This is a genomic window from Pandoraea faecigallinarum, from assembly GCF_001029105.3.
GTDB classification, from domain to species: Bacteria; Pseudomonadota; Gammaproteobacteria; order Burkholderiales; family Burkholderiaceae; genus Pandoraea; species Pandoraea faecigallinarum.
Window position 1 is genome coordinate 1062258 of record NZ_CP011807.3, and the last position, 25013, is coordinate 1087270.

Sequence of the window (25013 nt, forward strand, 5' to 3'; positions counted from 1 at the left end):
AGCATTCTCACAACACCTTCACACAGACAAGGGATCACACGCATGCGCAACGTTCTGCTCGATCTTGTAGTGGCGGCGGCTTTGAGCACCGGCACGGCTTCTGCGATGGCGCAAACCACGCTGCGCATCGGTTTGCAGGAAGACATCGGTTCGCTCGATCCCGCGCGCAGTTCGCAGGTCGTCGACCGCATGGTGCTGCGCTCGCTGTGCAGCTCGCTCGTGGACATCGGCACCGATCTGAAGTTCGTGCCGATGCTCGCCACCGCCTGGAACGTGAGTTCGGACAACAAGACGTGGACGTTCAAGCTGCGCAAGGGGGTGAAGTTCCACGACGACGAACCGTTCAACGCGGCCGCGGTGAAGGCCAACCTCGACCGGGCGCGCAGTATGCCCGCGAGCAACCGCAAGAGCGAGCTTTCGTCCATCGACCACATCGACGTCGTGGACGATACGACCGTCAACATCGTGCTCAAGACGCCGGACTCGGCCCTGCTCGCCACGCTATCCGACCGCGCAGGCATGATGCTCGCGCCGAAGTCGCTGAAGGACGACGCTGCCGTGCAGTCGCATCCGGTGTGCTCGGGCCCGTACAAATTCGTGCAGCGCGTGCAGAACGACCGCGTGGTGCTGGAGAAATTCGCCGGCTTCTGGGAAGCCGACAAGTACCCGATCCAGAAGGTCGTTTATCTGCCGATTCCCGACACCACGGTGCGATTGGCGAACGTACGCTCGGGCTCGCTCGACATGCTGGAACGCCTCTCGCCGTCCGACGTGAAGTCCGTCAAGCGCGACACCAACCTCACGTTCATTTCGATGGACGGGCTGGGCTATTACGGCCTGACGTTCAACGTTGCGGCCAACGCCAACAAGGCGCTGCGCGACAAGCGCGTGCGTCAGGCCTTCGATCTGTCGATCGATCGCGAGGCCATCAATCAGGTGATCGGCGGCGGCATCTTCACGCCGGCGAATCAGGCGCTGCCGCGTTCGGGCCAGTACTACGACACGTCGATCAAGACGACGAAGCGCGACGTCGCCAAAGCGAAAGCACTCCTCAAGTCGGCCGGGTTCGAGAAAGTCGACGTGACGCTGAGCTTCGGCAACAACACTGTCTCGAACCAGATGGCGCAGATGTTGCAGGCGATGCTCGCCGATTCGGGCATCACGCTCAAGCTGCGTCCGATGGACTACGCGGCGGCGCTCGACGCGGCGCATCGCGGCGACTTCGACGTGCTGTACAACGGCTGGTCGGGCCGTGTGGACCCGGACGGCAATCTGCATCAGTTCGTCTCGTGCAAGGGCAATCTGAATTACGGCCAGTACTGCAACGCCGAAGTCGACAGGCTGCTGGGCGAGGCGCGCGTGAAATCGACGGTGGCCGAGCGCAAGCCGCTGTACGACGCCGCGAACAAGATCCTCTCCGAAGACGATCCGATCCTGTATCTGTACGTGCAGCCGTGGCCGTACGTGCTCACGAAGAAGGTGCAGGGTTTCGTCGCCTATCCGGACGGCCTCATCCGCCTGCGTGGCGTGAGCCTCAAGGGCTGAGGGAGCGGCCGTCATGTTGCGCCTCGTCGCCCATCGTGCACTGGTCGCGATTCCCACGCTCGTCATTGTGTCGATGATGATCTTCGGGCTTCAGAAGATGTTGCCCGGCGATCCCGTGCTCGCGATGGCGGGCGAGGATCAGAATCCGCAAGTCATCGCCGCGCTTCGCGAAAAGTACCACCTCGACAAGCCGTTGCCCACACAGTATGCGCTGTGGATCGGCAATGTGCTGCACGGTGATCTCGGCAACTCGCTGCGCACGGGCGAGCCCGTCACGTCGCTCATCGCGCAAAAATTACCCGTCACGCTGCAACTGGCGACATTCGGGCTGGCGATCGCGATCGGCATCGGCATTCCGCTGGGCATTCTGTCGGCGGCCAATCGCGGCCGCGCCATCGACTATGGATCGAACGTGCTGGCGCTCTCGGGCATGTCGATCCCCAACTTCTGGTTGGGCATTCTGCTGATCTTTCTGGTGTCGGTCCGTTGGCAGTTGCTGCCGTCGTCGGGCTACGTGCCGCCGGGCGAGGATTTGTGGATGAGCTTCAAGACGATGGTGATGCCTGCGTTCGTGCTGGGCGCGGCGCTGGGCGCGCAACTGATGCGTCACACGCGCAGCGCGATGCTCGGCGTGCTGCGCACCGATTACATCCGGACCGCGCGTGCGAAGGGGCTGCTGCGCGGCACAGTGGTGCTCAAACATGCCTTTCGCAATGCCCTGATTCCGATCGTCACGGTGCTGGCCCTGCTGTTCGGCGAGTTGCTTGCCGGCGCCGTGCTCACGGAGCAGGTTTTCACGATTCCGGGTTTCGGCAAGCTGGTGGTCGACGCGGTGTTCAACCGCGACTATGCCGTGGTGCAGGGAGTCGTGCTGGTTACCGCCGTGAGCTTCATCGTGCTGAATCTGCTGGCCGACGTGCTGTACGTCCTGCTCAACCCGCGCCTGCGCCGCGCCTGAAACTTCTTAGAACATGGCAGCCATTCAGACGTCATCGACACCGGCCACCGCAGCGCCCGAGTCCGGAGCGCGGTCCCCGTCACCCGTGGCAAGCGCGGAGCGCCTGCCGCGCCGGCGCTTTCGCGGCCTGCGCAAGTTCGCGCGCAACAGGGCGGCGGTCGCGGGGGCGATCATCGTGGCGTTCGCGGTATTCGTTGCGCTGCTCGCACCATGGATCTCGCCGTACGATCCGGTCGCGACGAGCTTCATGACCGTGCGTCAGGCGCCGGGCGCGCTGCACTGGTTCGGCACCGACGAACTGGGGCGCGACATTCTGGCGCGCATGATCTACGGCGCGCGTGCATCGCTGGCGGCAGGCGTGGTGTCGGTGGGCATCGCCGTTATCGTGGGCGTGCCGCTGGGTCTGCTCGCGGGGTACTTCGGCCGCTGGGTCGACGCCATCGTCTCGCGTCTGGCCGACGCGCTGCTCTCCATCCCGTTCCTGATCCTTGCGATTGCCATGGCGGCGTTTCTCGGGGCGAGTCTCACCAACGCGATGATCGCCATCGGCGTATCGGCCATGCCGCGCTTCGTGCGTCTCGCGCGAGCCCAGGCGCTGAGCGTCAAAGCGGAAGAGTACGTCGAAGGCGCGCGCGCCATCGGTCTGACCGACGCGCGCATCATCGTGCGCTACATCTTGCCGAATGTGCTGCCGCCGATCATCGTGCAGGCGAGCCTGACAGTCGCCACCGCAATCATCGCCGAGGCGAGTCTGTCGTTTCTCGGACTGGGGCAACTGCCGCCGCTGCCGTCATGGGGCTCCATGCTCAACACGGCCAAGGACTTCGTCGAGCAAGCGCCCTGGATGTCCATTTTTCCCGGTATCGCCATTTTTCTGACGGTACTCGGTTTCAACCTGCTGGGTGACGGTCTGCGCGACGCGCTCGATCCGCGCGAGGCATGACCCCGTTGTCAATGGCAGAATCATTCCAACCACGATAAATAAAGGACAGCAGCGACTCCCATGACGCAATTCAACTGGCAAAACCCGTACCCGACGCCGCGCCTGCCGGTGTTCGCCCGTAACATCGTATCGACGTCGCACCCACTCGCGGCGCAGGCCGGTCTGCGCATTCTGTGGCAGGGCGGCAACGCCGTCGATGCCGCGATTGCCGCCGCGGCGTGCATGACCATCGTCGAGCCGGTTTCCAACGGGCTGGGCGGGGATTGCTTCGCACTGGTGTGGGACGGCAAGCAGGTCCACGGCCTGAACGCGTCGGGCACGGCGCCCGGCGCGTGGAACGTCGACTACTTCCGCAAGAAGTACGGCGAAGCGCATGGCATCGCCCGGCAACCGGTCCGGGGACTCGACACGGTGACCGTCCCCGGCGTCATCGCCGGGTGGGAAGCGCTGCACACCAAGTTCGGCAAGCTGCCGTTCGCGGACCTGATGGCCCCGGCCATCGAGATCGCCGAACGTGGTCATGCCGTTGCCCATATCGTCGCGCGCAAGTGGGCCGCCGCCGTGCCTGAACTCAAGAACCAGCCGGGTTACGCGCAAACGTTCATGCCGAACGGCCGCGCGCCCACGACCAGCGAGATGATGCGCATGCCGGGTCACGCGCGAACGCTGCGCCTGCTCGCCAGGGAGGGCCCGCGTGCGTTCTACGAAGGCGAGATCGCCGAGCGCATCGCGGCGTGGAACGTCGAGCATGGCGGTGCCATGACGACCGACGATCTGCGCCGCTATCGGGCCGATTGGGTCAAACCCATCTCGAAGGACTATCGCGGTTACACCGTGCACGAGATTCCGCCGAACGGGCAGGGCATCGCCGCCCTGATCGCGCTGGGCATTCTCGACAAGTTCGACGTCTCCAGCCATGCAGTGGATCGCGTGCATTCGCAGCACTTGCAGATTGAAGCGATGAAGCTGGCTTTCGCCGATCTGTACAAGTACGTGGCGGACCCGCGCTCGATGGAAGTCACGCCGGAGCAGATGCTCGACGACGGTTACCTGAGCGAGCGCGCCAAACTGATCGACCCGGCGCGTGCGACGCACTTCGACTTCGGCATGCCGAAGTCCGGCGGCACGATCTATCTGAGCGCGGCCGACGAGCAGGGCATGATGGTCAGCTTCATCCAGTCCAATTACATGGGCTTCGGCTCGGGCGTCGTGGTGCCGGATTACGGCATTGCCTTGCAAAACCGCGGCTGCGGCTTCTCGATGGATCCGAAGTCGGCCAACGTGGTCGAGGGCGGCAAGCGTCCGTTCCACACAATTATTCCGGCATTCCTCACGCAGAAGGTCAACGGCCGGCACGAAGCCGTGATGAGCTTCGGGGTGATGGGCGGCGACATGCAACCGCAGGGTCACGTGCAATCGATCGTGCGCATGCTCGACTACGGTCAGCAGCCGCAGGCGGCTTGCGACGCGCCGCGCTGGAAGGTCAATCGCGATTTCACCGTCGATATCGAGTCGACGATGAATCGCGAGACGGTCGAGGGACTCGTTGCACTGGGCCACCAGCTGAAGTCCATCGACGATCCGTATATGGACTTCGGCTCGGGGCAGTACATCTGGCGGCTGGATCGCAACGACCCGGAGCGTGGCTACGTGGCCGCGAGCGACAGCCGCCGCGACGGCCTTGCCGCCGGATACTGATCAGGCGATCTCGCCCGGCGTGTGGGCGGCGTGACGCGCTTCGCGTCGCGCCCCCGCACTGATCGCAAAGGCTGCCACGCTGGCGAAGAACACCGGCACGGCGGCGATCATGAACAGGTGCTGCGGGTCCCAATGCAGGGCCAGCAGCACGCCGCCGACCATCGGTCCGGCGATGGAGCCGATCCGTCCGATGCCCAACGCCCACCCCACGCCCGTGCCGCGAATCGCCGTGGGATACGTGCGTGCCGCGAGCGCGTTCGCGCCGATCTGTGCACCGATCACGCAGAACCCTGCGCCGAAGATCGTCGCCGCCAACACCGGTACGGAAGTCCCTGCGAGACCCACGAGCACGATGCAGACGGCCGCGCACAGGTAGACCGCGCCGAGTACCCTGAACGGCGGCACGCGGTCGAATACGCGCCCCAGCGTCAGCGTGCCGAGCGTGCCCCCGATTTGCAGCATCGACGTGATGATGGCCGCCGTGTCGAGGGCGATGCCCGCGTCGTGAATCACCGTGGGCAGCCAGCTCGACAGGAAGTAGAGATCCAACAGGCTCATGAAGAAGATCACCCAGAGCAACAGGGTAATACGCGAACGTTTGTCCGCGAACAGCGCGCTCACGCCCGCATGTCGCCTCGCATGGACGTCGACACCGCTGTCGATGCGCGCATCGTCCGGCAGATCCGGGGCGAGCTTGCGCAGCACCGCACGCAGGCGCGCCGGGTGCTTCGCCTGCACGATCAGGAAGCGGGGCGATTCCGGCAGGCAGCGCCACGCGAGCAGCGCGGCGGCCAGCGGCAACAGACCGCCGGCGACGAACACCGACTGCCAGCCGAAGTCGCGAATCAGACTGGCGGCGGCAAGCCCGCCCAGTGCCGCACCCAAGGAAAAACCGCAGAACATCACCATGATGGCTGTCGAGCGCACGCGCTCGGGCGAGAACTCGCCCGTCAGGGCGATGGCGTTGGGCATCACGCAGCCAAGGCCGATACCGGTGACGAGCCGCAGGAACAGCAACGGCGTGACGGACGACGCGAGGGCCGTCGCGAGCGACATCGCGCCGAAGATCAGCATGCCCGCAATCAGCACGGGGCGGCGTCCCACGCGGTCGGACATCGGCCCGCCGGCGAGCGCGCCGAGCGTCAGGCCCACGAGGCTGGCCGAGAAAACCGGACTGAGCGCCGAGCGCTCGATACCGAGGGCATGCACGATGGCGGGCGCGACGTAGCCGATGGCCTGCGTGTCGAATCCGTCGAGAAACACGATCAGGGCGCACAGCGCCGTGACGAAAATCTGGTAACGACCGAAGGGCCGCTCGTCGATGAGCGCGCGCAGATCGATGCTTGGGATGGGCATGGCACTGTCTCCGTGATCGGCCCCGTTGGCGAGGCTCTGTCGCATTCGTGCGCCGCGTCAGTGCGTGGCATTGAGCGTGTCGCGGTTCAGCCCCGCAACGTTCTTGTAGCGGTTCGAGATCTCCGCGAGTTCGGCTGCGCTGATGACATCGTCGATGCTGGCAAACGGCTTGTCGCCGCTGCGTTCGTGCACCGTCTGCAAGATCGCGTCGGGCGGCGCCTTGCGGTTCATCAGCACCACGTCGGCGGTCGCTTTGCCGCGAATGCGCTCGTACGCGTCGAGCGCGGCGGGTGTGAGGCCGTGATCGCGCAATTGTGCGGCAAGACACGGGGCGTCGAGAATGGCCTGGCCCGCGCCGTTCGAGCCGCGCGGCACCATCGGATGTGCCGCGTCGCCGAGCAGAGTCACACGCCCGAAGCTCCAGCGCGGCAGAGGGTCCTGATCGACCATCGGATATTCGAGGATAGTCTGGGTCGCTTCGATCATGCCGGCCACGTCGAGCCAGTCGAAGCGCCAGTTCGCGAACGCCGGGAAGAAGTCTTCGAGACGTCCCACGCCGTTCCAGTCGCGCCGCGCGGGCCGCGGTGCTTCGATCTCCGCGACCCAGTTCACCAGTTGATTGCCCCGAGCGTCGACGTTGTTGCGAATCGGATAGATGACCATCTTGCCGACGGACAGCCAGCCCGCGCGCACCATCGAGGCCCCTGTGAGGAACGGCGGCAGCACGACGCTGCCGCGCCACATGTTCACTCCCGAGTAGCGCGGCGCACCTTCGGACGGATAGCACTGCTTGCGCACGACCGAGTGAATGCCGTCGGCAGCGATGAGCAGGCGTGCGGTGACCGGTGGCAGCGCCTCGCCCTGCGGCGACTCGAACGATACCGTGACGGCATCGTCGTCCTGCGAGAAGCCGGTGCAACGATGACCTTCGAGCACGGCGTCATCGCCAAGGCGCTCACGAACCGCCGCGAGCAGCACGCCCTGAAGGTCGCCTCGATGGATCGAGAACTGCGGCCACGCATAACCTGCGTGCTCGCCGGCCGGCTCGCGATATACGAGCTGACCGAAACGGTTGAAGAACGCCGACTCCTGCGTCGTGACCGCGACCTCGCGCAGGGATGCGCTCAGGCCGAGTCCGTCGAGCACGCGCGAGGCGTGCGGCAGGATGTTCACGCCCACGCCCAGCGGTCGAATTTCGGAGACGGCCTCATACACGCGGCACGCGATGCCGGCGTCATGCAGGCTCAGAGCAAGCGTCAGACCGCCGATACCGGCGCCGACGATGGCGACATCGATGGATGTGGACATGAATGGGTCTCCTGAGCGGCAATGCGCTAATGGTTCTGAATGACGACCATTAAAGCGCGTCGTCAGTCATTAGGGAATTTTGACTATCATATGAATTGATATGGACGAGTTATGAGTTTTAACCATGAACCTCTCACTGCGCCAGCTCAAGGCATTCGTGCTGGTGGCCACACTGGGCAATTTCACGCGTGCCGCCGAGCGGCTTCATATCACGCAGGCAGGCCTGTCGGTGATGATGCGCGAGATCGAGACGCAACTGGGCAGCCGTCTGTTCGACCGCACGACACGCAGCGTGACGCTCACCGAAGCCGGCCATGCGCTGCTGCCGGTGGCGAGTGCGGCGGTGGGGCAACTGGACGCCGTGGCGAGTCGGATCGCCGCCGCCGGGCGCGCGTCGCGCAAGACGCTGCGCATCGCGGCGACGCCGCTCGTGTCGTCGCATCTCATCCCCGAATGGTTCGCCACGTTTGCGAGTGCTCACCCGGATGTCGATCTGCGGTTGCACGAGGCGGAAATCGCGCAGGTGCATGCGCTCGTCGAGCAGGGCGACGCCGATATCGGATTCGGTTTTTTCACGAAGGCCTCGCACGGCATCGAGCGGACATTGCTGCAATCGTTTCGTTTGATGAAGGTCACGGCGGCAGGCGGGCGGCACGCCCGCCAGGCGGGAAACGGGGCGCGCGCCAGGGACAGCCGCGGGGACGGCAACCGTACCGGCACGTCGTGGCGCGGATTGCGTGACGAAACGTTGATCGGGCTGCCACCGGACAATCCGATCCAGCAACTGGTGGACACGCAACTGGCGCGCATCGAACGGGCGCATTCCGGCGGCACTGGCGGCCCCGGCAGCAGCGACGACAAGCGCACCGTCTTTCGCCGCTTCGAAACGCTCATCGGCATGGCGGAGGCGGGCATCGGCACGGCGATCATGCCAACGTTCGCGCTGCCCGCGTGCCGTCATCGTGCGGTACGTTGGGAGGTGCTCACTCACCCCGAGGTCACGCTGGGCTTTCATCGCATCGTCAAGCGCGGGCGTGCCAAGCCCGAACTCTGGCGGCAATTCACGGATCTGGCGGCGGCGTCGCTGCAACGGATCGATGCGATGGCCGACGAGCACCGACGTGAGCGCTAACTGGGGCGGGCAGCGCGCCGCCGAGGAAACGTGAAGCTTCCGTTAGTTCATCGAATCGTCACAGTTCGCCCGCAATAATCACGTCGCACGAGGAATCTACAAACTAATTCGGCGGCCGATCTACTGCGTCAAATCACGCGTGGCACCGGGCGCCGGTGCGACCCGGGGAAATGACGCAATGACCATCCGTCATCGAATTACGCTATTGGTGATCCTGACGTTCGTCGCGCTCTCGATCATTGGTGGCTACGCCGTCTATCAGACACGCGCCAGCGCTCAGAAAGTTCGTCAGGTCACGGAAGGCGTGGTACCCAGCGCTCTCGCTTCCGCCGATCTCGTCTCGCAAGTCAAGGCGGTGCAGATCGCCACGATGACGCTGGTCTACGCGCCGGACGACACCGTCGTCGAGCAGGCGCTCGGCGATCTCCGGAAGCTGCATGGCGAGATCGACCGGTCGCTCGCGCGTCAGGCCGAGGGTGCCGCCGGCGACGCCCAGAAGGGGCTGGTGACGCAGGCGCGCGAGAGCGTCGAGAACTACTTCAACGCGATCAACGACACCGCCAAGCTCAAGCAGGCGGGCAAGACGGAGATGGCGCAGGCGTTCCTCTTCGCCATGGTGGCGCAGTATCGCGACGAACTCGAAGGCGTGGTCAACACGCTGCGTGTCGAGAAGAACCGCCAGAAGGACTCGGCGATCACCACCCTCAACGACACACTCGCGACCACCACGACCGCCATCGGCATCGTGACCGGTCTGGCCATCGTGCTGCTTACCGCCATTGGGGCGCTGCTGTACCGGCAGATCACGCGCCCGCTCTCGCGCATGCAGGCGATGATGAGCGAGATCGCGAACAGCCAGGACTTCACCCGCCGCGTGCCGGTCGGCCGCATGGACGAAATCGGGCACTCCATCGTGGCGTTCAACGGCATGATCGAGAAGATTCAGGAGCGCTCCGCGCAACTCAAGCAGAAGACGGCCGACATTCAGGCAATGTTGCAGAACATGCAGCAGGGCATTCTGACGGTGGTCGACGGCTCGAAGGTGCACGGCGAGTATTCGGCCTACCTCGAAGCGATCTTCGAGACGCAGGACGTTGCCGGACGCGGTGTGATGGAGCTGGTCTTCGGCCAGAGCGATCTGGGCTCCGATGCCCTCTCGCAGGTCGAAGCGGCCATCGACGCGTGTATCGGGCAGGACGCCATCAACTTCGCATTCAACGAACATCTGCTGGTCGGCGAGATCGGCAAGCGCATGCCGGACGGTCGCGTGAAGCAGCTCGATCTTACGTGGTCCGCGATCACCGACGAGAGCGACACGATTCTGCGCCTGATGCTGTGCGTGCGCGACGTGACCGAATTGCGCGAACTCGCCGCGGAAGCCAACGAGCAAAAGCAGCGGCTGGAGATGATCGGCGAAATTCTCGCAGTGAGTCAGGAAAAGTTCCACCACTTCATCGAAAGCTCGTCGGATTTCATTCGCGAGAACGAACGCATCATCCGCAAGCATTCGCAAGCCGACAGCGCCGCCATTGCCGAGTTGTTCCGCAACATGCACACGATCAAGGGCAACGCGCGCACGTACAACCTGCAATACCTGACGAACGTCGTGCACGAGACGGAGCAGAGCTATCACGAGTTGCGCCAGCCGGACGTGGCGCGCGTGTGGGATCAGGACGGCATGATGCGCGAACTCGAACGGGTACGCGAAGCCGTCGACGCGTACGCGTACATCAACGAAATCAGTCTCGGCCGCAAGGGGCCCGGACGTGCGGCCGACGAGCAGTCGATGGTCGTCGATCGTGCCCATATCCGCGCCAGCCTGCGCATGCTCGAAGCGGCCGACCCGAACGACCTGCATCAACTGGTCGCCATGCGTGACGCCGTACATCAGACGCTGCGCCTGCTCGGCACCGAGGGCGTGGGCGAAGCGCTGGGCGCTGTGCTCGATTCGTTGCCGTCGCTCGCGCGCGAACTCGGCAAGCCGGCGCCGGTGGTGCGTATCGACGACAACGGTTACCGCCTGCGTGCGCCGGCCGTGCGGATTCTGCGCGATGTGTTCATGCACCTGCTGCGCAACTCGATGGACCACGGACTGGAAGGCGCGGACGAGCGTCGCGCCAAGGGCAAACCGGCGGCGGGCACGATCGATATCGAAGTCGGTCTGGATCACAACATGCTTCAGGTCACGCTGACCGACGACGGTCGCGGTCTCGCGCTGCACCGCATCCGCAGTATCGCTGTGCAACGCGGCTGGATTACGGCCGAGACGTACGTGACGGACGAACAGATCGCGCAGTTCATCTTCCGTCCCGGCTTCTCCACGGCATCGGAAGTGACCGAAGTCTCGGGGCGCGGTGTCGGGATGGACGCCGTGCAGGACTTCGTGCGCCGCGAGCATGGCCGTATCGAACTGCGTTTCACCGACGAGCGAAAAGGCGCGGAATTCCGCCAGTTCCAGACGGTGGTGTGCCTGCCGGACAACCTTGTCGTGGATGGCTTCGATCTGAACAGCGTGGCGGCGGACGCCGTCGATCTGCCGGCGCTGGACGCCGTGGTGCCGCGTGTGGCGCAGGACGCCGGCGCGGGCAGCCGGGCGGACATGCCCGGCCTGTCGCACGACGGCCAGTCCCAAACCGGCAAGGTCTGACGCACGGATCCCCGGCAAAAGCATGATGGGGCGAGGCGGCGCAGACTTCGACGGTCTGCCGCCGCCGCGCCGCTTTCGGAGATGGATGTATGGAAGCAGTTCAATGGCTGGTGATCGGCGCGCTTGCCGGTGTCGTCAGCGCGGGCGCGGCAGGCGTCGTCGTACACCGCTGGCGCATGGCACGGGCCACGGCCCACTGGCGCGCGCTTACGAAGACGCACGACGACGCATTGGCGCAGGCGCTGGCGCGTGAGCGCGCGGCCGTCGCGGGCCGGGACGAACTCACGCAGGCGCACGACGAGGCCATTGCGGCATGGCAGGCGCGGCTCGCGCAGGCGGAGCACGACTTGCAGGCCGCGCTCAAGTCCGAGGCGTCGGTCCTCGAAGCCAAGGCGATGTGGCAGGGCGAAGCGCAGCGCATTGCCGGCGAGGCGGCGCGCCTGCGAGGTCTGGCAGCCACGTTCGAGCGCTGGCACGAACAGATGATTTCGCTGATGACGCAGAATCAGGACATGCACGCGAAGAACCACGAACTGGCGTCGATCGTGCGCCATGTGCTGATCGTGTCGCTCAATGCGTCCATCGAAGCGGCACGTGCGGGCACGGCGGGCCGTGGTTTCGGCATCGTGGCGAGCGAAGTGCGGGCCCTTGCCACGCGCTCCGAAGAATTGTCCAAGAGTTATCGCGACAGCCTGCATCGCAACGACGTGACGACCACCGCGACCTTCCAGGACATTCAGGCGGGCGGCAAGATGATCGCCGCGTCGCTGTCCAGCGTCGAAGCGCTGGCGCAGCAACTGCACGCCCGTCTCCATTAAGCCCGACTCACCCGACAGGTTTCGTTGTGATCAGCGCCCACGCACGCGAGAGTTTCGAACGCATTCTTCACAAGGCAGCGCGCACGCGGCTCGCCCGCTCGCCCGACGCCGCATGCGACATGGTGCCGCTCGGCGCATACCTGAGCGCGGCGGGCGATGCATCGCCGTCACCTGTCGCCGATACTGCCGGCAGTGCGAGCACCGGTGTCGATCTGGCGGCGCGCCACGCGAACGTGGTCGTGCTCACGATTTCGGGCATCGACTTTCGCCTGTTGCTCCTGCTGCATTTCGACGACGACGACGCCACGAAGTCGTACTTCGTCGGCGACGATCAGGACAAGTCGTTCCGTGAGGCGTTTCTCGAAATCAGCAATCTATGTTGCGGTGCCATCAATCAGGCGTTGCTGGGCGATTTCCCCGATCTGGGCATGTCGACGCCGTATGTGCTGAGCGCCCGCTGCGTGCCGCACCTCATGCAACTCAAGCCGAATTATCTGGCGTCGTGGGAAATCGCGCTTGACGGCGGGGTGCGTCTTGCCGCCACGCTGTGCGTGTGTGCGCACGCACCGCTGGATTTCCATGCCGAGGTCAGCGAGATGCAGGACAGCGGCGGCGAACTCGAACTGTTCTGACGGCCTTGCCCGCCTCGCGAAACCGTCCCCATCGCCCATATCGTTTCCATCGCATTTTACGAATTACGCCCTAGGAAATTACGACAATGAACCGAAGCACCCCCCGCGAGTCGGTCAGCCAGTTCCTGATCCTCGAAGATAGCGTCGAGCACGAGTATCCGGAAGCCCTCGTTCGCGGCATGATCGACATCACCGACGGCGTGTTTCGCGGCCTGTTCGGTGACATCGAAGTGACCTGCGATTCGCCCGGTGTGGTGCGCGATCGCATCATTTTCGGCGAGGTGTTCAGTCTGATCCCGCTCGAGAGCGCATGGTGCCGCGGCTACATGATGATGCAGGCCGAGCAGGTGCCGTTCATGCAGTTGCTCGAACACACCGGCCGCTGCGAAGGGCAGGCGGGGTTTCGCGAACTCAACGGCATGCTGGGCGAACTGACGAACCTTGTCTGGGGGGCATTCAAGAACCGCTACATGGGCGATCCGCTGGCCGTCGATCGCACGCAGGTGCAGGTGCCGCTGCTCATCAACCACAAGCAGAAGTACATTACCTTCGGCACCGACAATCCGCAGTTGTGCTTCGTCTACCGTCTGACCGATCCGGTGACCGGGCGGATCGTCACGCTGCATCAGCATTTCGTTTTCAGCCTGAACTGGTCGCCCGAAGCGTTTCGCGAAGCGGCACAGAGCGTGGCCGAGCCAGTCGAGACCGGGGCGCTGGAACTGTTCTGAGATCCCGGCTCATCCACACATTTCCACTCACACACAAGGACAACACCATGTCGAAGATTCTCGTGGTCGACGATTCGAGCACCGTGCGCGACGAAGTCGCCGGATTTCTGCGCAAGAACGGCCTGGACGTGGACACGGCCGTCGACGGTCGCGACGGTCTCGCCAAGGTCAAGGCAAGCCCCGGCGTGCGTCTGGTCATCAGCGACGTGAACATGCCGAACATGGACGGCCTGACGATGGTCGAAAAGATTCGTGGCGAACTGGCGAACACGTCCGTCAATGTGGTGATGCTCACCACGGAAAGCAGCCCGGCGATGAAGGAGCGCGGCAAGGCCGCCGGCGTGAAGGGCTGGATCGTCAAGCCGTTCAAGGGCGACGCCGTGCTCGAGACGTTCCGAAAGCTCGCCGGTTGACGCGACCCGCTTGCCTGCCGGCTGTGCCGCCGGGCCCGGGGCGCCGCGGCACAGCCGGGAGCGTGGCTCATCGATGGGATGAATCTGGGGCGGACCATCGCCACCGTTCGGTGGCGGCGTTACACTGCTGACTTTCCCGCAATACGCGAAAATCTGCGCATTCTCGCTGACCCATCATGAGCGTCGTACCCCAGAAAAAGAAGTCTGTCGCCGCTGCTTCGGCGAGCGCCACCGTGTCGCCCGGGGCCGCCGGGCCGGAGTCGGGGGACGATCCGGCGTATTCGGCTCAGGGGGCGCAGGGGAATCAGGACACGGCAGAGGCATCCGCTGACGCGCGTCCTCGCCGCTCGAAGCTGCGGCTCACGTACGTCATCGCCAGTCTCGACCGTTTGCTGCGCCGCCACATGTCCGAAGCGCTTGCGCCGCTCGGCCTCACGCTGGCCCAGTTCACCGCGCTGTCTGTGCTGGACGCGCGAGGCAAGCTCTCCAACGCGCAGCTCGCGCAACGCTCGTTCATTACCCCGCAGTCCGCCAACGAAGTCGTGAGCATCATGGCGTCGCGCCAATGGATCACGCGCGAGCCGGATCCGAATCACGGCCGGATCGTGTTGCTGCAATTGACGGACGAAGGTCGTCGCGTACTTGCCCAATGCGAGGCGGTCGCCAAGGACATCGATGCGCGCATGCGTGCCGGTGTGCCGCGCGAAGACGCTGCGGCGATCCAGCGCCATCTCGAAATGTTCGTGCGCAATCTGCGTGACTGAGCTGCGAGACTGAGCGGCGGGACCCACCCGCGCTCCGGGTTTGTCCTGACCTGCCGATTGCTTGTATTGTCAGGTTGCTTGATATTAAATGGAGTCCGTCACCCCGGCCGGTAACCGCACGATGCCAGCCGGCGGCTAACCGGATCGCGCCCCGTCGCCCGTCTTGCACGTGCGCACGAGAAACGCGCGACCGACTTCCAGTGACCCGGTAAGACGAACGCGACACCCCGTTCCCGGAGCGTTGTCGCGTGCGCGGCCCGTTCGTCTTTAATATCAGGTTTCCTGATTAAATATGGGCGCTCGGGCACGTCGTTCCGGCTGCCGGCCGAGCGTGCAGGGTGGCGACCGAAACTTATAAAGAAGATCACAGGAGACACCATGGAATCGAATCGGGAAGGCAACGTTCAGGCGTTGCCGATAGGGGCGGACGGCGCGGGAAGCACGGCCAGTCCGGTCGCGCTCACCCTGGCGCTGTGCTTCGCCGTGGCACTGCTCGAAGGGCTCGATCTGCAATCGGTCGGGGTCGCCGCGCGCGGCATGGCCAAGGAGTTCGGGCTGAGCGTTGCGCAAATGGGCATCGCGTTCTCGGCGGGCACGTTCGGTCTGCTGCCGGGGGCGATGGTCGGCGGGCGTCTGGCCGACAGCATCGGCCGCAAGCGGGTGCTCATGCTCTCGGCGGCGTTATTCGGCGTGTTGTCGATCGCCACGGCGTTCGTCTCGGACTTCTGGATGCTGGTGATCGTGCGGGTGCTCACCGGTATCGGCCTAGGGGGGGCGATGCCGAACCTGATCGCGCTGTCGTCCGAAGCGGTGGCCCCACGCTCGCGCGGCACGGCCGTGAGCATCATGTATTGCGGGATTCCGCTCGGCGGGGGCATTGCTGCCGCGATCGGCATGCTGGCCGTGAGCGATGCCGATTGGCGTCACATCTTCTATGTCGGCGGCGTCGGTCCGTTGTTGCTGCTGCCGTTGCTTGCGTGGTTCCTGCCCGAGTCGCGCGCATTCGCGGCGGCGACACGGCAAGGTCAGCGCGCCACCCCCGCGCCGATGTCCGCCGTGCTGTTCTCGCAGGGGCGCGGCATGTCCACCGTACAGCTCTGGGTGTCCTATTTCTGCACGCTCATCGTGCTGTACTTCCTGCTGAACTGGTTGCCGTCGCTGATGGGCTCGCGAGGGCTGGCGCGCGGCGAGATCGGTTGGGTGCAAATCCTGTTCAACGTGGGCAGCGCCGTCGGCGTGCTGGTGCTGGGCTATCTGATGGACCGTGCCCGCATGTCGTTCGTGATCGGCGGAATGTACCTCGGCATGATCGCGTCGCTCGTCGGGCTGGCCGCCGCGCACGGCTTTGGCGTGCTGGCCGCCGCCGCGTTCTTCGCGGGCATGTTCATCATCGGCGGTCAATCGGTGCTTTACGCGCTGGCCGCCGCCTATTACCCGACGGCGATGCGCGGCACCGGGGTGGGTGCCGCCGTGGCGGTCGGTCGCATCGGTTCGGTTGTCGGGCCGCTGGCGGCGGGCATGTTGCTCGCCGTGGGCAGCAGCGCGGCCGTGGTGATCGGCGCGAGCATTCCCGTCACCGTCGTCGCAGCGCTCGCCGCGTTGATGCTGATCCGTCGTCCCCGCGCGGCTGACTGAACCTGCGTCGTCGCCGTCGTCATGTTCGACGGCGGTCCGGTCGGCTTCGCTTGCGCGCGACGGATGGCATGAGATTGCCGCCGTCGCGTTTTTTCCCGTTCCGCAGATGTAACCCATAGACGCAACCCACACATAACGACATCAATAATCAGGAGACACTCATGGCATTTCGTATTTCTCGCCCCATGCAGATGGCGCTCGTGGCCGCGGCAGGACTCGCGGCATGCGGCGTCGCCAGCGCGCAATCGAACGTCACGCTGTACGGCATCGTCGATACCGGTATCGAGTACGTTTCGCACGCGAGCGCGAATGGCGCGGTCGTTCGCATGCCCGGCGTGACCGGTGAACTGCCCTCGCGCTGGGGGTTGCGTGGTACGGAAGATCTCGGGGGCGGTCTGGCCGCCATCTTCCAGCTGGAGAGCGGCTTCAACATCCGTGGCGGCGACCTCGGGCAGGGCGGGCGTCTGTTCGGCCGCCAGGCGTTCGTCGGCGTGAAGGGACCTTACGGCACGCTGTCGTTCGGCCGCCAGTACACCATGACGTATTACGCCCTGCTGGGATCCGATGTCCTCGGCCCCGATATCTACGGCATGGGCTCGTTCGATGCCTACATTCCCAACGCCCGCACGGACAACTCGGTGACGTATCAGGTGGGCTGGCAGGGCCTGACCTTCGGTGCGGGCTACTCGTTCGGACGCGACTCGGCCGGCACGGGCAATTCGCCGGGACAAGGCACCTGCGCCGGGCAAGTGCCGGGCCAATCGGTGCAATGCCGCGACTGGTCGGTCATGCTCAAGTACGACGCCAGCAACTTCGGCGTGGCAGCGTCGTACGAAGAGCAGCGCGGCGGCACCAACGCGGCGGCCAACTTCTTCGACGGACTGGCCCCCGCGGCATTCGCCAGCAGCGGCGACAAGGACACCCGTACGACCCTCGGGGCGTATTACAAGTACGGTGCATTCAAGGTCGGGGGTGGCTGGCTTGGCCGCCATGTGTCGACGTCTGCCGTCAACACGCATTCGAACCTGTTCTATCTCGGCGCGGCGTACAACGTCACGCCTGCATGGCTCGTCGACGGTGAGGTCTATCGCATCATCAACAGCGACCACAACACGCGCGGCACCATGACCACGCTGCGCGCCACGTACTCGCTCTCCGTGCGCACGGCCGTCTACGCGCAAGCCGCTTACCTCTTCAACAGCGCGCATGCGGCGTATTCGGTCAGCGGCGGTGGCGGCGGCACTACGCCGCCCACCGGCGAAGGCCAGGCCGGCGTCATGCTCGGCATGCGCCACACGTTCTGACGGCCAGCGCGGGGCGTATTCAGGGTTTCCCCTGAAAACGCCGCGCTTGCAATGTAAGGTTGCCTGATATTAAATGGTGTCTGTCGGCAACGCCGCGCGTCACTCCCGGCGCGCGGGCAGGTTGCCCCGGACATTTGGGAATTACGCAAAATGAATGCATACGAAGGACGCTGGAAGACGATCGACGTGAAGGTGGAGGGCGGTATTGGGTGGGTCACCTTCAATCGCCCGGAAAAGCGCAACGCGATGAGCCCGACGCTGAACACCGAAATGAATCAGGTGCTCGACGCGCTCGAACTCGATGCCGACGCCAAGGTTGTCGTGCTCACCGGTGCGGGCGCCGCATGGACTGCCGGCATGGACCTGAAGGAGTACTTCCGCGAGATCGACGGCGGTCCGGAAATCGTGCAGGAACGCATCCGCCGCGACGCCTCCGACTGGCAATGGCGCCGCCTGCGCATGTACGGCAAGCCGACCATCGCCATGGTCAACGGCTGGTGCTTCGGCGGTGGCTTCTCGCCGCTGGTGGCCTGCGATCTGGCGATTGCCGCCGACGACGCGGTCTTCGGCCTGTCGGAAATCAACTGGGGCATTCCGCCGGGCAATCTCGTGAGCAAGGCGATGGCGGATACGGTCGGTCACCGTCGCGCACTGCACTACATCATGACGGGCGACACCTTCACCGGCCGGGAAGCGGCGGACATGGGCCTGGTCAATCAAAGCGTGCCGCTTGCCCAACTGCGCGAGGCTACGCTGGCGCTTGCCGCCAAGCTGCTGGAAAAGAATCCGGTGGTGTTGCGTGCCGCCAAGCATGGCTTCAAGCGCTCGCGCGAACTCACGTGGGAGCAATGCGAAGATTACCTGTATGCCAAGCTCGATCAGGCACAACTGCGCGACCCTGAGCATGGCCGCGAACAGGGTCTCAAGCAGTTCCTCGACGAAAAGTCGATCAAGCCGGGCCTGCAAGCCTACAAGCGCTGAGGCGCAGCGGCGTTCCGTGACCGAATGAATGAGTGAGGAATAGCGCAATGCATGAAGTGCAGATGCTGATCGGCGGCCAGTGGCGCGACGCACGGGGAGGCGCAACGTTCGAGCGCACCGATCCCGTGACGGGCGAAATTGCAACGCGTGCACCGGCGGCAACGCCGGCCGATGCCGACGCAGCCGTGGAAGCCGCGCAGGCCGCGTTTCCCGCATGGGCGGCGCTCTCGCCGACCGCCCGCCGTCAGCGTTTGCTTGCGGCGGCAGAGCGCATGGATGCGCGTGCGGCGGAGTTCATCGCCATCGGGGCGGCCGAGACCGGGGCGATGGCGAACTGGTATGGCTTTAACGTCATGCTCGCGGCGAACATGCTGCGCGAAGCGGCGGCCATGACCACGCAGATCGACGGCAGCGTGATCCCGAGCGACGTGCCCGGCAGTCTCGCGATGGCCGTACGTTCGCCCGTCGGTGTGGTGCTCGGCATCGCGCCGTGGAATGCGCCGGTGATCCTCGCCACGCGCGCGCTCGCCATGCCGCTTGCCTGCGGCAATACGGTGGTGCTCAAGGCGTCGGAGCAATGTCCCGGCGTGCACGCGCTCATTGGTGCATGTCTGCACGAAGCCGGGCTGGGCGACGGCGTCGTGAACGTCGTGACGAATGCGCCGGAGGATGCCGGCGAGATCGTTGCGCGACTCATCGCGCATCCGGCCGTGCGGCGCGTGAACTTCACCGGCTCGACCCATGTCGGGCGCATCGTCGCGCGTTTGGCCGCCGAGCATCTCAAGCCCGCGCTGCTGGAATTGGGTGGCAAGGCGCCGGTGCTGGTGCTCGACGACGCCGACCTCGATGCCGCGGTCGATGGCGTGGCTTTCGGCGCGTTCTTCAATCAGGGGCAGATTTGCATGTCGACGGAGCGGGTCATCGTCGACGCGCGCATCGCCGAGGCGTTCGTGGAGAGGCTTACGGCCAAGGCAGCGAAGCTCCGCGCCGGATCGCCCACCTCACCCGAGAGCGTGCTGGGCGCGATGGTCAGCGCGCAAGCGGCGTCGCGCGTGGCGGCGCTGGTCGAGGACGCTCGCGAGCATGGTGCGCGCTTGCCGCTCGGCAATCGTGTCGAAGGCGCGATCATGCAGGCGACGATCGTCGATGGCGTGACACCCGCGATGCGGCTGTATCGCGAGGAATCGTTCGGCCCTGTCGTGACGATCCAGCGCGTGAGCGGCGACGACGAAGCCATACGTGTTGCGAACGACAGCGAATTCGGTCTGTCCGCCGCGATCTTCAGCCGCGACGTGCCGCGCGCATTGCAATTGGCCCGGCGTATCGAGTCGGGCATCTGCCACATCAACGGGCCGACGGTGCATGACGAGGCGCAGATGCCGTTCGGCGGCGTGAAGGCCAGCGGCTACGGACGCTTCGGCAGCAAGGCGTCGATCGGCGAGTTCACCGAACTGCGCTGGATTACCGTGCAGACCACGCCGCGCCACTACCCGATCTGATCCCGTCCATTGGCGGACGAGGTGGGGCCCGCACGCGAACGCTACCGAGAGAGCGTCGCGGCGGGCCGAAGCAGGAGACAGTTTTGTGAACCAAGGCAACAACATGGCCGGGCATCGCTATCGCCACGTCGCCATCGGCAATCCTGGCGTCGAAGTGCTGCGCGAGGGCGAGTTCTGGTATCTGCGCTCGCGCGAGACGCTCGGCGACTTCCCCGAGCGCCTGACGGACCGGCTCGTCTCGGGGGCCGCCAGGCATCCCGAGCGCCTGCTCGTGGCGCGTCGCGGCACGCACGGCGCATGGATCGGCATTACCTACGCACAGATGCTGCTGCGCGTGCGCGCCATTGCTCAGGCGCTGCGCGATCGCGGTCTGTCGCCGGAGCGGCCGCTGGCGATTCTCTCCGGCAACGACCTCGAACACTTCCAGCTCGGGCTGGCCGCGATGTATGCCGGTGTGCCGTTCGCCCCGATTTCGCCCGCGTATTCCATCGTGTCGACGGATTACGGCAAGCTGCGCCATACGCTCGGGCTGCTGCGCCCGGGTCTCGTCTACGCCAGCGACGCCGCCGCGTACGGCCGTGCGATGGACGCTGTGCTCGATGCCGGCGTAATTCGTGTGACGGCTGGCGGCGAGAACGGCACGCTGGCCTTCGACGCGTTGCTCGACACGGTTCCCCGCAACATCGACGCCACGCATGCGCAGGTGAGTGGCGACACCATCGCCAAGATCCTGTTCACGTCCGGTTCGACGCGTTTGCCCAAAGCGGTGCCGACCACACAGCGCATGCTGTGCAGCAACCAGCAGATGCTGCTGCAGACCTTTCCGACGTTCGGTGAGGCGCCGCCCGTACTCGTCGACTGGTTGCCATGGAATCACACGTATGGCGGCAGTCACAACGTGGGCATCGCGCTCTATAACGGCGGCACGCTGTACATCGACGACGGCAAGCCCGTGGCGGGCAAGTTCGAAGAGACGCTGCGCAACCTGCGTGAGATTTCGCCCACCGTGTACTTCAACGTGCCCAAAGGCTGGGAAGATCTCGCCATCGCACTGGAGAGCGACGCCGCGTTGCGCGAGCGCTTCTTCGCGAAAGTGAACCTCTACTTCTTCGGTGGCGCGGGGCTGTCGCAGGCGGCGTGGGACCGGCTGGAGCGCGTGACGGAAACGCATTGCGGCGAGCGGATTCGCATCATGTCCGGGCTGGGCATGACGGAGACCTCGCCGAGCTGCATGTTCACCACGGGGCCGGTCATGCGGGCGGGCTACATCGGCCTGCCCGCCCCGGGCTGCGAGGTGAAGCTCGCGCCGGTCGGCGGCAAGCTCGAAGTGCGCTTTCGCGGCCCGAACGTCATGGCGGGGTACTGGCGACATGAATCGACCGACCCGGTGTTCGACGAAGAGGGTTATTACCGCACGGGCGACGCCGCGACGTTCGTCGATCCGCACCATCCCGAGGCGGGTCTGCAATTCGACGGACGCATCACGGAAGACTTCAAACTGAGTTCCGGGACGTTCGTCAGCGTGGGGCCGCTGCGCGCGCGCGTGATCTCGGAAGGGGCGCCATACGTGCAGGACGCCGTCGTTACCGGGATCAATCGCGACGACATCGGACTGATGATCTTTCCGCGCGTGGACGATTGCCGCCGGTTGAGCGGCTTGCCGAAAGAGGCCCCACTGACCGACGTGCTGGCCTCGCCGCCGGTGCGCGAGGTGTTCGCGTCGCTGCTGGCGAAACTCAACGCCAATGCCAGCGGCAGCGCCACGAGCGTGGCGCGGCTGTTGCTGCTCGACACGCCGCCGTCGCTCGACCGGGGCGAAGTCACCGACAAGGGATCGATCAACCAGCGTGCGGTGCAGGACCATCGGGCGGCCCTCGTCGACATGCTGCATGGCGCAAGCGAAGGCGACGCACGCGTGATCCTCGCACCGGCGAGGCGCTGACATGGGGCATCCGGAATTGCGCGCAGCGGCCGAGGATATTGCGTTCGTGTTCGACACGCTCGGCGTGGGCGACGCTCTGACACGTCTTGCGCCATATCGCGACTTCGACACGGCGACGTTCGTCCAGGTGGTCGACGAAGCGGCGCGTTTCTCGCGCGAGGTGCTCGCGCCGCTGAACGCCGCCGGCGACCGCGAGGGGTGCACGTTTCACGACGGCCAAGTGCGAACGCCAGCGGGCTTCGCCGACGCCTACGGCCGGTATCGCGATGCCGGCTGGCCGTCGCTGCCTTGCGAGCCGTCGCTGGGCGGGCAGGGACTGCCGCTCGCCGTGCAGATCGCCGTTCAGGAACTGACAGCCGGCGCGAATCTCGCATGGACGATGTATCCCGGCATTCTGCACGGGGCATACGAGTGCATCCACCGCTTCGGCAGCGAAGCGCTGCGAGACGCGTGGCTCGGTCCGCTGGTGAGCGGCGAATGGCTCGCCACGATGTGCCTGACCGAGCCGGGCGCGGGCAGCGATCTCGGCCAGATTCGCACGCGCGCCGAATGGGTCGATGCGAGCGACGCAACCGCGCGCGTGACCGGCGAGAAAATCTTCATCTCGGGCGGCGATCAGGATCTGACACCGAACATCCTCCATCTCGTTCTGGCGCGCACGCCCGATGCAAGCGCGGGCAGCGGCGGCCTGTCGCTCTTTCTCGTGCCCAAGGTGCTCGCGAACGGCGAGCGCAACGCGGTCTATTGCACCGGTATCGAACACAAGATGGGGATTCGCGGCAGTGCGACCTGCTCCATGGCTTTCGAAGGGGCGACGGGGTATCTCGTCGGGGCGCCGCATCGCGGCCTGGAAGCAATGTTCGCGATGATGAATTCGGCCCGGCTCCATGTGGGAGCGTCGGCCGTGGGGCTGGCGCAAAGCGCGTGCGAGCTGGCAACGCAGCACGCGCACACGCGTGTCCAGTCACGCGTGCCCGGCACGCAGGCGGGCACGCCTATTGCGGGGCACCCGGCGGTTTGGCGTTTGCTCGAAGGGCAGCGTGTCGCGGTGGAGGGGGCGCGCTTGCTGCTGTATCGCGCCGCGCTAGCCATCGACGAAGGGCATCACGCCGATACCCCGGACGCCCGGGATCGCGCCGAAGCGCTGGCCGCCCTGCTAACGCCCATCGTCAAAGCGATGCTGACGGCGCAGGCGTTTCAGGGCGCGAGCGATGCGCTGCAAGTCTTCGGCGGCTACGGCTACGTCGAGGAAACCGGTATTTCGCAGTTTGTGCGCGACGCCCGCATTCCGATGATCTACGAGGGCACGAACGAGATTCAGGCCATTGACCTGCTCATGCGCAAGATCGTCAGGGACGAAGGCGCCGCGCTGGGGCAATGGCTGACGTGGGTGAGGGCGCGGGTGAACGAGGCGAAGGCGCTCGACGCGCTGCACGGATTCGCCGACGCTCTCACATGCCTGGACGACTGGATGGCGCTCACGCCGTCGCTCGTCGCGCTCGCGCGCACCTCGCCGCGCGCGGCGTTGTGTGTCGCGGGGGACGTGATGCAGGCTGTGCACGGCCTGTCGATGGCGGGGCTCTGGGCCCATGCGGCGCACGCGGTGCACTCGGTGCATGGCGTGCAAGCGATGCAGGGCGACGGCGCGGGCAGCGGCAAGCTCCGCGCTGCGCGTCACTGGCTGAGGTACGAACTGCCCCAAACGCGTCGCGCCATCACGATCGTCGCCGCACAAATCAACGATCCGGAGACGGCCCAATGAATCTCGACAAACTCGTCGCGATCGATACGCATGTGCACGCCGAGGTGTCGTGCTGTCAGCCGCCCGATCTGTTCGGCAAGGCCTTCGACGATGCCGCGGACAAGTACTTCGGCACGGTGCTCAAACAGAACCGCCGTCCGACGATCCCCGAGACCATCGCCCATTACCGCGAACGCAACATCGGATTCGTCATGTTCACGGTGGACTGCGAGGCGAACATCGGCCGCCGGCGGATTCCCAACGAAGAGATTGCGGGCTTTGCGCAGGAGAATGCGGATATCATGATCGCGTTCGCGAGCATCGATCCGCACAAGGGGCGCATGGGGGTACGCGAGGCGCGGCGGCTGGTCGAAGCGTTCGGCGTGCGCGGCTTCAAGTTTCACCCGACGATGCAGGGCTTCTTCGCCAACGATCGCATGGCATATCCCATGTACGAACTCATTGCCGAGTTCGGGCTCACGGCGGTATTTCACAGCGGACATTCGGGCATCGGTTCGGGCATGCCGGGCGGGGGCGGGCTGCGGTTGAAGTACTCGGAGCCGATCCATCTCGACGACGTGGCGACCGACTTTCCCGGCATGAACATCGTGATCGCGCATCCGTCCTGGCCATGGCAGTCGCAGGCGCTGTCCATCGCGCTGCACAAGCCGAACGTGTATATCGATCTGTCGGGCTGGTCGCCGAAGTACTTTGCGCCGGAGTTGATTCAGTACGCGAACTCGCTGCTGCGCGAGAAGATGCTGTTCGGCTCCGACTTTCCGCTCATTGCGCCGGATCGTTGGCTCAAGGACTTCGAGACGGCCGGGTTTCGCGACGAGGTGAAGCCGCTGCTGCTCAGGGACAACGCCGTGCGGATGCTCGGCCTCGCGCCGGCGGCAGCGGACGTTGCCGCCAGTGCACCCATTGCCCCTGCGTCCCCCATTGTCGCCGCCTGACGTCCCGTGCCGT

Annotated in this window: 20 protein-coding genes; 18 read left to right on the forward strand and 2 right to left on the reverse strand. The window is 65.3% G+C overall.

Translation table 11 applies throughout. The annotated features are described in order from the left end of the window. Positions 1 to 42 precede the first annotated feature (42 nt). Genes AB870_RS04810 through AB870_RS04825 form a run of 4 tightly spaced genes read left to right on the forward strand, consistent with a single transcriptional unit; the run spans position 43 to position 5144 of the window. Positions 43 to 1545, forward strand: a complete 1503-nt coding sequence (locus tag AB870_RS04810) for an ABC transporter substrate-binding protein (protein WP_047907142.1) — start codon at positions 43 to 45, stop codon at positions 1543 to 1545. 13 nt (positions 1546 to 1558) lie between these two features. Next, positions 1559 to 2503 (forward strand): ABC transporter permease, encoded by a 945-nt coding sequence (locus AB870_RS04815; protein ID WP_047907143.1) that lies wholly within the window; start codon positions 1559 to 1561, stop codon positions 2501 to 2503. Positions 2504 to 2516: 13 nt separating this feature from the next. Continuing rightward, positions 2517 to 3446 carry an ABC transporter permease gene (locus AB870_RS04820; RefSeq protein WP_237170050.1) on the forward strand — a complete coding sequence of 310 codons (930 nt, stop codon included), beginning with the start codon at positions 2517 to 2519 and terminating at the stop codon, positions 3444 to 3446. A 60-nt stretch (positions 3447 to 3506) separates the two neighbouring features. Next, positions 3507 to 5144, forward strand: coding sequence for a gamma-glutamyltransferase family protein (locus AB870_RS04825; RefSeq protein WP_047907145.1), 1638 nt, complete (start codon positions 3507 to 3509; stop codon positions 5142 to 5144). Here the strand turns inward: AB870_RS04825 and AB870_RS04830 are convergent, their stop codons facing one another. After that, entirely contained in the window at positions 5145 to 6500 is a 1356-nt protein-coding gene (locus AB870_RS04830; protein ID WP_053059742.1) for an MFS transporter, read from the reverse strand. Between the two features lie 57 nt (positions 6501 to 6557). Further along, on the reverse strand, positions 6558 to 7808 hold the full coding sequence (locus AB870_RS04835; RefSeq protein WP_047907147.1) for a flavin-dependent oxidoreductase: 1251 nt from the start codon (positions 7806 to 7808) through the stop codon (positions 6558 to 6560). A gap of 124 nt (positions 7809 to 7932) precedes the next feature. On the opposite strand from AB870_RS04835, the gene AB870_RS04840 reads away from it, so the two are divergent. The 14 genes from AB870_RS04840 to AB870_RS04905 all read left to right on the forward strand — a co-directional run bounded on the left by AB870_RS04840 (position 7933) and on the right by AB870_RS04905 (position 25000). Further along, complete coding sequence (locus AB870_RS04840) at positions 7933 to 8940, forward strand: LysR family transcriptional regulator (protein ID WP_064674773.1); 1008 nt, start codon at positions 7933 to 7935, stop codon at positions 8938 to 8940. A 178-nt stretch (positions 8941 to 9118) separates the two neighbouring features. Further along, positions 9119 to 11587: an MCP four helix bundle domain-containing protein gene (locus tag AB870_RS04845; RefSeq protein WP_237170051.1), complete on the forward strand. Its 2469-nt coding sequence runs from the start codon at positions 9119 to 9121 to the stop codon at positions 11585 to 11587. Positions 11588 to 11676: 89 nt separating this feature from the next. After that, positions 11677 to 12405: a methyl-accepting chemotaxis protein gene (locus AB870_RS04850; protein WP_047907148.1), complete on the forward strand. Its 729-nt coding sequence runs from the start codon at positions 11677 to 11679 to the stop codon at positions 12403 to 12405. A 26-nt stretch (positions 12406 to 12431) separates the two neighbouring features. Further along, on the forward strand, positions 12432 to 13037 hold the full coding sequence (locus tag AB870_RS04855; RefSeq protein ID WP_047907149.1) for a hypothetical protein: 606 nt from the start codon (positions 12432 to 12434) through the stop codon (positions 13035 to 13037). 86 nt (positions 13038 to 13123) lie between these two features. Continuing rightward, positions 13124 to 13765, forward strand: coding sequence for a chemotaxis protein CheX (locus AB870_RS04860; protein ID WP_053059570.1), 642 nt, complete (start codon positions 13124 to 13126; stop codon positions 13763 to 13765). Between the two features lie 47 nt (positions 13766 to 13812). Beyond that, the gene (locus AB870_RS04865) at positions 13813 to 14178 is read left to right on the forward strand and encodes a response regulator (protein WP_047907150.1); all 366 of its coding nucleotides are present in this window, start codon (positions 13813 to 13815) and stop codon (positions 14176 to 14178) included. 176 nt (positions 14179 to 14354) lie between these two features. Then, a complete protein-coding gene (locus AB870_RS04870; protein WP_084663336.1) occupies positions 14355 to 14942 on the forward strand; it encodes a MarR family winged helix-turn-helix transcriptional regulator in 588 nt (195 codons plus the stop codon). Between the two features lie 378 nt (positions 14943 to 15320). Continuing rightward, on the forward strand, positions 15321 to 16577 hold the full coding sequence (gene mhpT, locus AB870_RS04875) for a 3-(3-hydroxy-phenyl)propionate transporter MhpT (protein ID WP_237170052.1): 1257 nt from the start codon (positions 15321 to 15323) through the stop codon (positions 16575 to 16577). A gap of 161 nt (positions 16578 to 16738) precedes the next feature. Further along, complete coding sequence (locus tag AB870_RS04880) at positions 16739 to 17881, forward strand: porin (RefSeq protein ID WP_047907151.1); 1143 nt, start codon at positions 16739 to 16741, stop codon at positions 17879 to 17881. Between the two features lie 150 nt (positions 17882 to 18031). Next, a complete protein-coding gene (locus AB870_RS04885; RefSeq protein ID WP_047907152.1) occupies positions 18032 to 18862 on the forward strand; it encodes a p-hydroxycinnamoyl CoA hydratase/lyase in 831 nt (276 codons plus the stop codon). Positions 18863 to 18909: 47 nt separating this feature from the next. Beyond that, positions 18910 to 20361 carry an aldehyde dehydrogenase gene (locus tag AB870_RS04890; RefSeq protein ID WP_047907153.1) on the forward strand — a complete coding sequence of 484 codons (1452 nt, stop codon included), beginning with the start codon at positions 18910 to 18912 and terminating at the stop codon, positions 20359 to 20361. A gap of 103 nt (positions 20362 to 20464) precedes the next feature. Continuing rightward, positions 20465 to 22303, forward strand: coding sequence for a feruloyl-CoA synthase (locus AB870_RS04895; protein WP_047908811.1), 1839 nt, complete (start codon positions 20465 to 20467; stop codon positions 22301 to 22303). Between the two features lies 1 nt (position 22304). After that, positions 22305 to 24065 carry an acyl-CoA dehydrogenase family protein gene (locus AB870_RS04900; protein ID WP_047907154.1) on the forward strand — a complete coding sequence of 587 codons (1761 nt, stop codon included), beginning with the start codon at positions 22305 to 22307 and terminating at the stop codon, positions 24063 to 24065. Continuing rightward, entirely contained in the window at positions 24062 to 25000 is a 939-nt protein-coding gene (locus tag AB870_RS04905; protein ID WP_047907155.1) for an amidohydrolase family protein, read from the forward strand. Before AB870_RS04900 ends, AB870_RS04905 begins: the two co-directional genes overlap by 4 nt. The last annotated feature ends 13 nt before the right edge of the window (positions 25001 to 25013 follow it).

What these genes read in the sequence shown, in the direction of transcription:
- AB870_RS04810 (WP_047907142.1), top strand. Translation starts at nt 43, where the DNA reads ATGCGCAACGTTCTGCTCGATCTTGTAGTGGCGGCGGCTTTGAGCACC.
- AB870_RS04815 (WP_047907143.1), top strand. Translation starts at nt 1,559, where the DNA reads ATGTTGCGCCTCGTCGCCCATCGTGCACTGGTCGCGATTCCCACGCTC.
- AB870_RS04820 (WP_237170050.1), top strand. Translation starts at nt 2,517, where the DNA reads ATGGCAGCCATTCAGACGTCATCGACACCGGCCACCGCAGCGCCCGAG.
- AB870_RS04825 (WP_047907145.1), top strand. Translation starts at nt 3,507, where the DNA reads ATGACGCAATTCAACTGGCAAAACCCGTACCCGACGCCGCGCCTGCCG.
- AB870_RS04830 (WP_053059742.1), bottom strand. Translation starts at nt 6,500, where the DNA reads ATGCCCATCCCAAGCATCGATCTGCGCGCGCTCATCGACGAGCGGCCC.
- AB870_RS04835 (WP_047907147.1), bottom strand. Translation starts at nt 7,808, where the DNA reads ATGTCCACATCCATCGATGTCGCCATCGTCGGCGCCGGTATCGGCGGT.
- AB870_RS04840 (WP_064674773.1), top strand. Translation starts at nt 7,933, where the DNA reads ATGAACCTCTCACTGCGCCAGCTCAAGGCATTCGTGCTGGTGGCCACA.
- AB870_RS04845 (WP_237170051.1), top strand. Translation starts at nt 9,119, where the DNA reads ATGACCATCCGTCATCGAATTACGCTATTGGTGATCCTGACGTTCGTC.
- AB870_RS04850 (WP_047907148.1), top strand. Translation starts at nt 11,677, where the DNA reads ATGGAAGCAGTTCAATGGCTGGTGATCGGCGCGCTTGCCGGTGTCGTC.
- AB870_RS04860 (WP_053059570.1), top strand. Translation starts at nt 13,124, where the DNA reads ATGAACCGAAGCACCCCCCGCGAGTCGGTCAGCCAGTTCCTGATCCTC.
- AB870_RS04865 (WP_047907150.1), top strand. Translation starts at nt 13,813, where the DNA reads ATGTCGAAGATTCTCGTGGTCGACGATTCGAGCACCGTGCGCGACGAA.
- AB870_RS04870 (WP_084663336.1), top strand. Translation starts at nt 14,355, where the DNA reads ATGAGCGTCGTACCCCAGAAAAAGAAGTCTGTCGCCGCTGCTTCGGCG.
- mhpT (WP_237170052.1), top strand. Translation starts at nt 15,321, where the DNA reads ATGGAATCGAATCGGGAAGGCAACGTTCAGGCGTTGCCGATAGGGGCG.
- AB870_RS04880 (WP_047907151.1), top strand. Translation starts at nt 16,739, where the DNA reads ATGGCATTTCGTATTTCTCGCCCCATGCAGATGGCGCTCGTGGCCGCG.
- AB870_RS04885 (WP_047907152.1), top strand. Translation starts at nt 18,032, where the DNA reads ATGAATGCATACGAAGGACGCTGGAAGACGATCGACGTGAAGGTGGAG.
- AB870_RS04890 (WP_047907153.1), top strand. Translation starts at nt 18,910, where the DNA reads ATGCATGAAGTGCAGATGCTGATCGGCGGCCAGTGGCGCGACGCACGG.
- AB870_RS04895 (WP_047908811.1), top strand. Translation starts at nt 20,465, where the DNA reads ATGGCCGGGCATCGCTATCGCCACGTCGCCATCGGCAATCCTGGCGTC.
- AB870_RS04900 (WP_047907154.1), top strand. Translation starts at nt 22,305, where the DNA reads ATGGGGCATCCGGAATTGCGCGCAGCGGCCGAGGATATTGCGTTCGTG.
- AB870_RS04905 (WP_047907155.1), top strand. Translation starts at nt 24,062, where the DNA reads ATGAATCTCGACAAACTCGTCGCGATCGATACGCATGTGCACGCCGAG.